The 12,221-nt window shown below is 35.1% G+C and carries 10 protein-coding genes; all 10 read left to right on the top strand.

All coding sequences use genetic code 11. The features are described 5' to 3' along the window. Nucleotides 1–33 precede the first annotated feature (33 nt). Complete coding sequence (locus tag B3C16_RS01780) at nucleotides 34–861, top strand: prephenate dehydratase (protein WP_291128133.1); 828 nt, start codon at nucleotides 34–36, stop codon at nucleotides 859–861. Next, the gene (locus tag B3C16_RS01775) at nucleotides 858–2,000 is read left to right on the top strand and encodes a pyridoxal phosphate-dependent aminotransferase (protein WP_291128130.1); all 1,143 of its coding nucleotides are present in this window, start codon (nucleotides 858–860) and stop codon (nucleotides 1,998–2,000) included. The genes B3C16_RS01780 and B3C16_RS01775 overlap by 4 nt, the downstream gene beginning before the upstream one ends. A 114-nt stretch (nucleotides 2,001–2,114) precedes the next feature. Beyond that, the gene (locus B3C16_RS01770) at nucleotides 2,115–3,197 is read left to right on the top strand and encodes a bifunctional 3-deoxy-7-phosphoheptulonate synthase/chorismate mutase type II (RefSeq protein ID WP_121314988.1); all 1,083 of its coding nucleotides are present in this window, start codon (nucleotides 2,115–2,117) and stop codon (nucleotides 3,195–3,197) included. Between the two features lie 103 nt (nucleotides 3,198–3,300). Continuing rightward, nucleotides 3,301–4,956 carry a hypothetical protein gene (locus tag B3C16_RS01765; RefSeq protein ID WP_147406815.1) on the top strand — a complete coding sequence of 552 codons (1,656 nt, stop codon included), beginning with the start codon at nucleotides 3,301–3,303 and terminating at the stop codon, nucleotides 4,954–4,956. A gap of 104 nt (nucleotides 4,957–5,060) precedes the next feature. Further along, nucleotides 5,061–6,038: a ribosome small subunit-dependent GTPase A gene (gene rsgA / locus B3C16_RS01760; protein ID WP_121312674.1), complete on the top strand. Its 978-nt coding sequence runs from the start codon at nucleotides 5,061–5,063 to the stop codon at nucleotides 6,036–6,038. A 42-nt stretch (nucleotides 6,039–6,080) separates the two neighbouring features. Next, complete coding sequence (gene dtd / locus B3C16_RS01755) at nucleotides 6,081–6,533, top strand: D-aminoacyl-tRNA deacylase (protein WP_291128124.1); 453 nt, start codon at nucleotides 6,081–6,083, stop codon at nucleotides 6,531–6,533. A gap of 50 nt (nucleotides 6,534–6,583) precedes the next feature. Further along, nucleotides 6,584–8,491, top strand: coding sequence for a DUF3857 domain-containing protein (locus B3C16_RS01750; protein ID WP_291128121.1), 1,908 nt, complete (start codon nucleotides 6,584–6,586; stop codon nucleotides 8,489–8,491). A gap of 4 nt (nucleotides 8,492–8,495) precedes the next feature. After that, nucleotides 8,496–9,944 carry a DUF3857 domain-containing protein gene (locus B3C16_RS01745; RefSeq protein ID WP_349680446.1) on the top strand — a complete coding sequence of 483 codons (1,449 nt, stop codon included), beginning with the start codon at nucleotides 8,496–8,498 and terminating at the stop codon, nucleotides 9,942–9,944. Between the two features lie 45 nt (nucleotides 9,945–9,989). Further along, complete coding sequence (locus B3C16_RS16475; protein WP_349680445.1) at nucleotides 9,990–10,499, top strand: DUF3858 domain-containing protein; 510 nt, start codon at nucleotides 9,990–9,992, stop codon at nucleotides 10,497–10,499. Nucleotides 10,500–10,503: 4 nt separating this feature from the next. Continuing rightward, nucleotides 10,504–12,221 (top strand): DUF3857 domain-containing protein (locus B3C16_RS01740; RefSeq protein WP_291128117.1); only part of this gene is annotated, 1,718 nt, incomplete at its 3' end.

Below are 12,221 nucleotides of genomic sequence, written 5' to 3'. Positions count from 1 at the left end.
TCCCAACGAGAGTTGGGATTTTTTTTTGATGATATGGAAACAAAAATCGCTATCCAAGGAATTAAAGGCTCGTTTCACCACCAAGTCGCTCAGGAGTTTTTTCAGCAAGACCACGATTTAGACGAATGTATGTCATTTGATGATTTGGTAAAAAGTTTGGTCAATAAGCAATCCGAAAAAGGTGTAATGGCGTTGGAGAATTCAATCGCTGGTTCGATTATTCCCAATTATGCTTTGATTGACCGAAACAATTTGCACATTATTGGCGAACATTATCTCGACATTCACATGAATCTAATGGTTTTGAAAGGCCAAAAAATAGCAGACATTAAAGAAGTCCATTCGCACCCGATTGCGTTGTTGCAATGCGCTGTTTTTTTTAGCCAATATCCGCACATTAAATTGGTCGAAAGTGGCGATACTGCTGAAACCGCACGCAGAATTCAGGAGCAAAAACTCACCGGGATTGGCGCCGTTGCTGCTCCGATTGCGGCCAAATTATATGACTTGGAAATACTCGCCGCCGGAATTCATACGATTCAAAGCAACAAAACCCGCTTTGTGATTGTAAAAACCACCAATAAAGAATGGCCAAAAGAACAGATTAACAAAGCTTCTGTCAAATTTGAACTCGATGATACCGCGGGAAGTTTGGCGACAGTATTAAACGTCATGAACAACTGTAAACTGAATCTAACCAAAATCCAATCGATGCCGATTATCGAAACACCTTTTCAATATTCTTTTTTTGTCGACGTCATTTTTGAGAAGTACAAACATTACGAAAAAGCCAAAAATATTTTAGCCTTAATGACCACGCATTTCAAAGTGTTGGGTGAATACAAAAACGGAAGATTATGATCACAACCGCCAACCGATTAAACAGCGTTCAAGAATACTATTTCTCCAGAAAATTGCGGGAAGTCCGTCAACTCATGGCCGAAGGAAAACCGGTCATCAATATGGGCATCGGTAGTCCTGATTTGGTACCCGATAAAACCGTAATTGACGCCATGAGTCAAGCCATGTTTGACGACAAAGCCCATGAATACCAAAGCTATCAAGGTTTGCCCGAATTGCGACAAGGGATGGCTGATTTTTACGCGAATCAGTTTGGCGTTGCGTTAAATTTCAATACTGAGATTCTTCCGCTAATGGGTTCCAAAGAAGGTATTATGCACATTTCACTAGCGTTTTTAAACGAAGGCGATGAAGTTTTGATACCCAATCCGGGTTATCCGACCTATGCGTCGGTAACCGAATTGGTGCAGGCGAAAGCCATCTGTTATGACTTGAAGGAAGAGAACGATTGGCAACCCGATTTTGAACAATTAGAAAAGCAAGATTTGTCGAAAGTCAAGCTGATGTGGGTTTCTTATCCGCACATGCCCACCGGAGCGAACGGAACAGTGGAATTGTTTGAAAAACTGATTGCTTTTGGCAAAAAGCACCACATTTTAATAGTCAATGACAATCCGTATAGCTTTGTTTTAAACGAAAATCCAATCTCTATTTTACAAGTTGATGGCGCAAAAGAAGTGGCTTTAGAATTGAATTCCTTATCTAAAACCTACAATATGGCCGGTTGGCGTGTCGGAATGGTTTTAGGGAATGCGACATTAATTGATGCGGTGTTGAAAGTCAAAAGCAATATGGATAGCGGGATGTTTTACGGGATTCAAAAAGGCGCGATTGAAGCATTGAAACTCGGGAAAGATTGGTTCGAGAAGCAAAACGAAATTTACACCAAACGTAGAAATCTAATTTTCCAATTGGCGGAAAAACTGCATTGTACTTTCGATAAAAACAGTGTTGGCTTATTCGTTTGGGCCAAATTACCTCACGGAATTTCAGCAGAAGATTTCATTGATCAAGTTTTAATCGAAAAGCACATTTTCATCACGCCTGGAATTATTTTTGGCAGCAATGGAGAAGGTTATATCCGATTTTCGCTTTGTGTTACCGAAGAAAAAATACAAGAGACAATTGCAAGATTTTAAAAGAAAAGAATTAATTTTAGGCAAAAGGCAATAGCCATGAGCCAATAGAAATAAAAATAAATAAAATAAACTATTGCCTAATGCCTAATGGCTTTTGGCTCTAAACAAAAAGCTATGAATATAACAACAGAAAATAGAAAATGGTTGGATGATTTTAAATTAAGTCATCCTTTGGTAATTGCCGGACCATGTAGTGCCGAAACTGAAGAACAAGTCTTGAAAATTGCTCACGAATTGAAAAACTCAGACGTTTCAATTTATCGCGCCGGAATTTGGAAACCACGAACACGTCCGGGCGGATTTGAAGGCGTTGGTGCCATTGGTTTGAAATGGTTGCAAAAAGCCAAAGCCGAAACAGGATTGTTAATGGCCACTGAAGTCGCTAATGCTGCGCATGTGAAATTGGCTTTAGAACATGATATCGATGTGCTGTGGATTGGTGCCAGAACTACTGTAAACCCATTTGCGGTTCAGGAAATTGCCGATGCGTTGGAAGGAACGGATAAAATCGTTTTGGTTAAAAATCCGGTGAATCCCGATTTGGCTTTGTGGATTGGCGGTGTGGAACGTTTGTACAATGCCGGAATCAAAAAGTTAGGCGTAATACACAGAGGCTTTTCGACTTACGAAAAAACAAAATACAGAAACATTCCGGAATGGCAATTGGCGATTGAATTGCAAAATCGTTTTCCTGATTTACCCTTAATTTGTGATCCTTCACACATTACCGGAAGACGCGATATGATTCAGGAAGTCTCGCAACAAGCATTGGATTTGAATTATGACGGATTGATCATTGAAACCCATATCGATCCAGACAACGCTTGGAGTGATGCGGCACAACAAGTTACGCCAACCGTTTTAAAACAAATTTTTGAGGATTTGAGGATTCGTAAAGAAACCGATGATGCTGATGAATACAACAGTCGTTTGGCAAGGTTTCGTGTGGATATTGATGAATATGATGGAAAATTATTAGAGATTTTAGGCAAAAGAATGAAAGTTGCCGATAAAATCGGAGCCTTGAAAAAAGAGAAAAATGTAGCGGTTTTGCAGAACAAACGTTGGAATGAAATTCTGGGGAAAATGATTCTAGACGGAGAAGAAAAAGGCCTGAGCGAAGAGTTTATCTTGAAGATTTTCAAAGCCATTCACCAAGAAAGTATTACACACCAAGAAAAAGTGATTAATAGCTAATGTCTATTTAAGTTAAAAAATGAAACCTACTGATTTATTGGTAGGTTTTTTTTGTATCATTGCGCAACAATAAAAACAATCTCTAATTTTTAAACCAACCAAAATGAAACAAACCTTTTTAGGTTTTATCTTTTTTGTTTGCAGTTGCATAAGCTTGAATGCACAAAACAAAATCGATAAAATCAACATGACTTACGGTGAAGAATTGCCGGAAGACAAACAAAAAATCGTAAAAATTATCGGTGAAACTGACACCAAAATTTACGCACTTGGATTCAAAGAAAAAGAAGATTATTTCTTGAAAATATTTGAATCTAAAACGATGAAATTAATTTCGTCGAACCCAATCGTTATCCCTCAAATCAGCGATAAAGAAGTCGATTTTGAAGATATCTTTTTATTAAACGGAAAACTTTACGCGATTGGAAGTGTTTTCAATAAAAAAGAAAAAATATTCAACTTAATTGGTGCCGAGATTTCTGAAAAAGGAATCATTAGCAAATCAACCGTTACCTTATTCAATTCTGAAGTAGCAAAAAAATCAGAGCGTGGCGGGTTTTATTTCAAACAATCTCCGGATGAAGGCGCATTGTTAATCATGCATACTTCACGGTTTCCTAAAGAAGATGCGATTAAATATGAAGTTAAATTGTTCGACGACAAATTGGCAACCCTTTTCACCAGTGAAGAAAAAGTGAAATTTGACGACAGCAAAAAAGATTATGAGTTTACCATTTCTGATTTTGAATTGAATTTTCAAGATGATGTCTTTTTGGTAATCAACGAAAGTTACAGAGATTCAAAAAAGAAAGAGCAAATTGAGAAATTCCAAATTCATGCGTTCAAAAGAGCCAATAACTACACTAAAGAAGTTATAGACATCAACATCAAAGGGAAAGAAATCATCAACTGTAAGATGTTGTCAACCAACAAAAACACATTACAATTGGTTGGTTTTTACTCAAGCGTTCGCGATAATGGTAAAGCCAATAAAGAATTAAAAGGAGTTTATAACGCGACTATTAATTTGGCTACCAATGCAAATGACAACTTAAAATTCAACGAGTTTGATTATGCCACCAAAGTTAAATTATTAGGTGAAAGAAAAGCCAAAAAAGGAAGAGATGTAAAACCATTATATAACATCACAACGCTTATTGAGAAAAACGATGGTGGAATCATCGTATTGTCTGAATTGCAGTTTGTTTACGTTGGGCAAAGTTCAGGAATCGGACCATTAGCCTTCACTCCGGTAACTTATACCAAAAATGAAATCATCATTACATGTTTAAAACCGGATGGTTCGTTAGATTGGAGTAATGTGTTACCAAAAGAACAATCAGCTTCTGTGACCACTATGTCATTCGCATTTGGTTTCGGTGGTGGAAACGGAAATTTTGCGGTTGGTGGTGCAATTGCCATTCCATTAGCGCAAATGGGTAAAGGACCAGAATATTTGGGTGCTATTCCGATTTACAAAAATGGTGTTTTAAACATCCTGTTCAATGATAATGTGAAGAACAAAGGCGTTACCGATATTGAAGAGATTAAATCATTAGGCAATTATAACAACGCAGTTCCGGCGCTTTTCATTTTTGACGATAAAGGTCAAATTACCAGAAAGGATCCTGAAGAAGTGGTAAAAGCCGAGTTAGTTATCCGTCCGGGAGTTTACTACAGAAAGAATCAGAAAGAGTTTATTATCTATTCTTCCAGAAGGAAACAAGATAAACTAGGACGCATGATTCTAGAAGATTAAAAATGTAAAGGCTGTGAAATTATCGCAGCCTTTTTTTATTTGATTTTTTTTGAATACAATAACGGTTTCCTTTTTTTACCTTTGCTGAATCCTAAATTCAAAAAATGACCGGACTCGTATATAAATCTACCGGAAGTTGGTACACTGTCAAAGCCGAAGATGCTACGTTCTATGAATGTCGAATCAAAGGAAAGTTTCGCATGAAAGGCATCAAAAGTACCAATCCGATTGCGGTTGGCGACATCGTCGATTTTGAGTTAGATGATACGTCAGATGACATTACGGGAACCATTCACAACATTCACGAGCGAAAGAATTATATCGTCCGAAAATCGGTGAATTTGTCGAAGCAAACGCATATTATCGCTTCCAATATTGATATTGTTTTTTTGCTGATTACCATTAATAATCCACCAACAACGACTAGTTTTATAGATAGATTTTTGGTTACGGCCGAAGCTTATGGCATTGAAGCGGTTTTAGTCTTTAATAAGATTGATACCTATGATGAAGCTATGCGTGATGAGCAATTGTATTTGCAATACATCTATTCTGAAATTGGATACAAGTGTTTGCGTGCTTCTGCTATTGAGAAAAAAGGAATCGACGAATTGAAATCGATGATGACCGGAAAAGTCAGTATGTTCTCGGGACATTCGGGTGTTGGGAAATCAACTTTGGTCAATGCTTTGGAACCCAATTTGAATTTGAAAACCAAACACATTTCCGAACAAAGCAAACAAGGGCAACACACCACCACTTTTGCCGAAATGTATGATCTGTCTTTTGATGCCAAAATCATAGATACGCCCGGAATTAAAGGTTTCGGAATCGTTGATATGGAACCATCAGAAATTAGTGATTATTTTCCGGAGTTTTTTAAGCTAAAAGAACAGTGTAAATTCAACAATTGTTTGCACAAAGAAGAACCGCATTGCGCTGTGAAACAAGCTTTAGAAGACAATAAAATTGCCTGGTCACGCTACAATAGTTATCTCAAAATACTCGAAGGTGATGATGAACATTATCGTTCTGATATTTACAATGATGACCGAATTGCCAGTGATGAAACCCGGAAGTAGTATTCAGTTTACAGTCGCAGTATTTAGTAAATTTTTATTTAGATGAAAGCCGTAATTCAACGAGTTTCCCAAGCTTCCGTAACCATAGAAGGTCAAATTGTAGCCGACATCCAACAAGGATTGTTAGTGTTGGTTGGTTTTGAAGACGAAGACAATTTCGAAGATATTAATTGGCTGACCGCGAAAATTGCCAATCTCAGAATATTTGGAGATGAAAACCACGTCATGAACCTTTCTTTAAAAGATATCAATGGCGAAATGATTATTGTGAGCCAATTTACATTACATGCCTTGACCAAAAAAGGCAATCGGCCGTCTTACATTAAGGCTTCTAAACCTGATGTTGCTATTCCGTTATACGAAAGTTTTATTGTTCAAATGGAAGCCGAGTTGGATAAGAAAGTCCAAACCGGACAATTTGGCGCCGATATGAAAGTAAGTTTACTCAATGACGGACCGGTTACTTTAATTATCGATACAAAAAATAAGGAATAAGATTATAAATAAAAACATAATTTTTCTATATTTGACCAAATTCTGTGTCGATGAAATTCAAAATTTTCCCCTACTTTTTACTGCTTTTTTCCTTTTTTGTATCCGCACAAAAATTAGAATACTCCATTCTTACTATTCCCGATAGTTTAAAGCAAAATGCGAATGCTGTTGTGCGTTCAAATCAGTTGAATATTAATATTGCGTCTCAAAAATCAATGACTTTTAAAAAGTTAAAAGTAGTTACAATTTTGAACGAGTTGGGTTTGCGAAGCTTGGATTTAAGTGAAAATTACGATAAGAACAATAGAGTCAACAAAATTGAAGCAACTGCTTACGATGCCTTTGGGAAAGAATTAAAAACATACAGGCGAAAAGATTTTAAAGACCAAAGCGCCACTGATGATGGTTCTATTTTCTCAGACAATAGGGTTTTGTATCTTGATTACACGCCAATAACTTATCCTTTTACTATGGTTTATGAATCAGAGACAGAATCAGCCAACACTGTTTTTATTCCGTCATGGTTTCCGATAGAAGGCTATTTGGTTAGTACTCAAAACACTTTGATTACCATATCTTTCAAACCCGAGTTGAAACTTAACGTAAAAGAACTCAATTTCTCGGATAATTTTCCAATTGATAAATTAGAAACTTCAGGGTCTATAAGTTATTCGGCTAAGAACTTAATGGCCCAAAAACCGGAAGAATTGTCTCCAAAGTTCGAACAAATATTTCCAAAAGTCATGTTTGGCTTGAGCGTTTTTAGTTTAGAAGGCGTTAATGGAAAGGCAGATTCTTGGAATGAAATGGGCAAATGGTTTCATGATGAAATATTATATGGAACTAATGAGTTATCTGATGAAACGAAAAACAAAGTCAAAAATTTAGTAGGAAATGAAAAAGATCCGCTAAAAAAAGCAGCAATAATTTATAAATATGTTCAAGAAAAAACACGTTATGTCAGCATTCAAGAAGGTATAGGCGGTTGGAAACCCATGCTGGCAAAAGATGTTGATAAATTAGGTTATGGCGATTGTAAAGCACTCACCAATTACACAAAAACATTACTTGAACAAGTTGGTGTGACTTCGTATTATGCCAGATTATATGGCGATTCAAATAAAAGGGAAATTAATACGGATATAGTTTCTTTTCAAAGTAATCACGTTATTTTGGCCATTCCAAACCATACAGATTATGTTTGGCTAGAATGCACCAGTCAAATTCTTCCATTTGGCTTTCAAGGTGATTTCACTGATGACAGAAATGCTTTTGTAATAAAACCGGATGGTGGCGAAATAGTCAGAACCAAAACTTTTACGGAAACCGATAATTTAAAAACAATAAAAGCTTCTTATACAATCACTCAAGAAGGAAATCTTACAGGTAAAGTAAAAATCATTTCTAAGGCATTGCGTTATGACAGTTCATACAGTAAAGAACGCATGAGTAAAGAAGACCAAATCAAAAATTACAAGGAAGAATTCAGCAATATTAATAACTTGACAATCAAGAAAATCAGTTTTAGTAACAATCCTGCGACTATTGAATTTATAGAAGATTTAGAGTTGGTAGCAGAAGGTTATGCCCAAAACTCAGGTGGAAAATTATTGTTTGCTTTGAATGCTTTTGACCAAAATTCGTATGTGCCCAAAAGATACCGAACAAGAGAGTTTCCGTTTCAAATGGATAGAGGTTACACCAATGAGGCCGAAATTGAAATCACTATTCCCGACGGATTTATAATTGAAGCCAAACCGGATGGAATTACACTTGATACCGAATTTGGGTATTATAAAATTGAGTTCATAGCCGAAACCGCTAACAAAATTATATGCAAAAGAAAAATGGTTCTAAAAAAGGGCTTTTATGACAAATCAAAATATGAAAGTTATAGAAAATTCAGAGAAACCTTAGCCAAAAACGATAATTCAAAAATTGTCATCACCAAAGCTTAACACCATGAAAAAAATTATTGCTATTACCTTATTATTACTTAGCGGAATTATTTTTGCTCAAAAGAAAGAATTAGGAAAAGTAACCATTGATGAATTAAATGAAAAAGTGTCGCCAATAGATTCATCTGCAGTTGCCGCTTATTTAATTAAAAATTGTGATGTAAAATTTATGTATTCTGAAACCAACGGCTTTACGGTTATCAAGACATATAAAATTAAAATTAAGATTTACAAAAAAGAAGGATACGAATGGGCCAATCAAAGTATTGGTTATTATGTTGGTAGCAATGGAAAAGATAAATTGAATTTTTCAAATGCAGCCACCTATAATTTAGTTAATGGTAAAATCGAAAAATCAAAATTGAAAAGTGACGGAGAATTCGAAGAAAAAGTGAATGAATTTTGGGCAAGAAAAAAGATTACTTTACCCAATGTAAAAGAAGGTTCTGTTATTGAGTATGAAGCCCAGTTGGAATCAGAAAGACTTAATTCAATCGATGAATGGTATTTTCAAAGTAGTATTCCGGTGGTGTACTCAGAATTAAAAACAATTATTCCGGAATATTTTATCTATAACACTATGAATAGAGGTTATTTAGCGCCAAAAATCACCTCTGATAGAACGACTAAAACACATAGTTTTACCTCTAAAGAAAGAAGTGATGGACTTGTGTCAAAGACCACATTTTCTTCTGAACAAATTTCTTATTCCGAAAACAAAACAACATTTGTTCTTGAAAATATTCCGGCTCTCAATGATGAAGAGTTTGTGAATAATATTAAAAATTATACAGCAGGAATAAAATATGAATTGGCTTCCATTCAGTATCCGAATCAGCCTTTTAAAAACTTCAGTACCGATTGGGAAACAGTGGTGAAGAGTATATACGAAAACGAATATTTCGGACCAGAATTAAATAAAACCGGTTATTTTGAAAAAGATTTAGATGTTATTTTAAGCGGAATCAACTCTCAAGAAGAGCGAATCGCTGTCGTTTTCAATTTTGTTAAATCAAGAATGAATTGGAACGATATGTACGGATATAGTTGTAACGATGGCGTTAAAAAAGCCTATCAAGAGAAAAAAGGAAATGTGGCCGAAATCAACTTAATGCTTACTTCGATGTTAAGGTATGCCGGAATTGAAGCCAATCCAATCTTGATTAGTACGCGTTCTAACGGAGTTTCTCTATTTCCTTCAAGAACTGCTTTCGATTATGTTATTTCCGGTGTAGAAATCAATAACCAAGTTGTTTTATTGGATGCCACGAATAAATTCTCGTTACCAAACATTTTGCCAATTCGTGATTTGAATTGGTTTGGAAGAATCATCAGAAAGAACGGCAGTTCGGCGCAAATTAACTTAATGCCAACATTCAATTCTAAAGACGTGATAAATATGATGGCTACAATTGGTGCAGATGGTAACATAAAGGGAAAAATCAGAGATTAATACCTTGATTACAATGCCTTTGTTTACAGGATAAATAATCATGGTGTGGCCAAGGAAAGTTATATTGAAAAATTAGAGAAAAGGCATCAAGGGTTAGAAATAGAAGAATATGAAGTGCTGAATACAAACGATCTGTCTAAACCGATTGTGGAAAATTATAGCTTTACCTCAACCAATTCAGTAGAAATTATTGGCGATAAAATGTATGTTTCCCCTTTTATGTTTTTTGCAACTACAGAAAATCCATTTAAACAAGAAACTCGCCAATATCCGGTAGATTTTGTCTATCCAAATCAGGATAAATACAACATCAATCTCACCATTCCTGAAGGATATGTTGTAGAAACTTTACCACAGCCTAAAGCGGTCAGTATGCCTGAAGAAATGGGAAGTTTCAAGTACAATCTTTCAAATACTGGAAATCAAATCCAAATAGTATTTGTTTTAGATATTAATCAAGCTATTATAGGCTCGGAATATTATGATGCTTTGAAGAGTTTCTACAAAGAAATGATTAACAAACAAACGGAGAAAATCGTTCTGAAAAAAGTTTAACATTATGAAAAAACTAATTGTCACCCTATTATTATTGGTTAGCGGATTTACTTTTTCTCAAAAATACGAACTGGGAAAAGTTACCATAGAAGAGTTAAATGAAAAAAAATGTCCTAGTGATACTTCAGCGCCAGCGGCAATTTTATTTAACATAGGAAAAACTTATTTTGATTATTCACATGATCTCGGTTTTGAAATTGTTACGGAGTTATCTACTAAAATCAAAATATATAAAAAGGAAGGATATGGTTATGCTAATCATTCCATTGGTTATTTTGTCGGCGGAAAATCTAAAGAGAAAGTAATGATAACAAAAGCTTTTACTTACAATGTTGTAAATAATAAAATTGAAAAGACAAAGCTCAATAGCGATGGTGAATTTGAGGAGAAAGTAAATAATGATTGGATACTGAAAAAAATTACTATGCCCAATGTTAAAGAAGGTTCAATAGTTGAATATAAAATCGAGATACGCTCACCCTATATTTCTAATTTCCCGGACTGGGAATTTCAAAAAAGAATACCTGTAAATTATTCTGAATATACCACAAAAATTCCCGAGTATCAAGTATACAACTCACACCTTAAAGGTTATTTTACTCCAACAGTCATTAATGAAAGTAAAGCAAGAAAGATTGATTATACTTATGTTGAAGATGCAAATACAATTTTATCAAAAGGATTAACTACCGGAAGAGTAAGTTCTACCTTAGAGTTTACAGAAAAAACCACAAAATATATTCTTAAAGATTTACCGGCTTTAAAAGAGGAAGATTTTGTAAATAACATTAAAAATTACACAGCCGGAGTTAAACATGAATTGGCGTCAGTTCAGTATCCAAATGAACCATTTAAAAGCTTTACTACCGATTGGGAAACAATTGTAAAAAGTATATATGAAAATGAAGCTTTCGGGTCTGAACTCAATAAATCCGGTTATTTTGAAAAGGATTTAGAAGCTGTTTTAAATGGAGTTACTTCTCAAGAAGAGCGAATCATAGCGGTATTTAGTTTTGTGAAGTCTAGAATGAATTGGAATGATATGCATGGGTATCGTTGTAACGATGGCGTTAGAAAAGCTTACCAAGAGAAGAAAGGAAATGTGGCCGAAATCAACTTAATGCTTACTTCAATGTTAAGGTATGCCGGAATTGAAGCCAATCCAATTTTGATTAGTACCCGATCTAACGGCGTTTCGCTTTTCCCTTCAAGAGCAGCTTTTGATTATGTAATTTCCGGTGTTGAATTGAACAATCAAGTTGTTTTATTGGATGCCACGAATAAATTCTCGTTACCAAATATTCTGCCAATTCGTGATTTGAATTGGTTTGGAAGAATCATCAGAAAGAACGGCAGTTCGGCACAGATAGATTTAATGCCAACATTCAATTCTAAAGATATTGTAAATATAATGGCTACAATTGGTGCCGATGGTAATATAAACGGAAAAATCAGAGACCAATATTTTGATTACAATGCCTTTATTTACAGAGTAAATTACCATGGTGTCACCAAGGAAAGTTATATTGAAAAGTTAGAAAAAAGACATCAAGGGTTAGAAATAGAAGAATATGAAGTGTTGAATGCAGACGACCTATCTAAACCGATTGTAGAAAATTATAGCTTTACCTCAACCAATTCAGTAGAAATTATTGGCGATAAAATGTATGTTTCCCCTTTTATGTTTTTTGCAACTACAGAAAATCCATTTAAACAAGAAAC

Origin of the sequence: Flavobacterium sp. UBA7682 (genome assembly GCF_002482945.1) — a bacterium.
GTDB lineage: Bacteria > Bacteroidota > Bacteroidia > Flavobacteriales > Flavobacteriaceae > Flavobacterium.
Note: the sequence above shows the minus strand (reverse complement) of the source record. Positions and strands in the feature narration are given on the sequence as shown.

Bases quoted from the DNA above. Each gene is read 5' to 3' on its own strand.
- B3C16_RS01780 (WP_291128133.1), top strand. From the start codon at position 34: ATGGAAACAAAAATCGCTATCCAAGGAATTAAAGGCTCGTTTCACCAC.
- B3C16_RS01775 (WP_291128130.1), top strand. From the start codon at position 858: ATGATCACAACCGCCAACCGATTAAACAGCGTTCAAGAATACTATTTC.
- B3C16_RS01770 (WP_121314988.1), top strand. From the start codon at position 2,115: ATGAATATAACAACAGAAAATAGAAAATGGTTGGATGATTTTAAATTA.
- B3C16_RS01765 (WP_147406815.1), top strand. From the start codon at position 3,301: ATGAAACAAACCTTTTTAGGTTTTATCTTTTTTGTTTGCAGTTGCATA.
- rsgA (WP_121312674.1), top strand. From the start codon at position 5,061: ATGACCGGACTCGTATATAAATCTACCGGAAGTTGGTACACTGTCAAA.
- dtd (WP_291128124.1), top strand. From the start codon at position 6,081: ATGAAAGCCGTAATTCAACGAGTTTCCCAAGCTTCCGTAACCATAGAA.
- B3C16_RS01750 (WP_291128121.1), top strand. From the start codon at position 6,584: ATGAAATTCAAAATTTTCCCCTACTTTTTACTGCTTTTTTCCTTTTTT.
- B3C16_RS01745 (WP_349680446.1), top strand. From the start codon at position 8,496: ATGAAAAAAATTATTGCTATTACCTTATTATTACTTAGCGGAATTATT.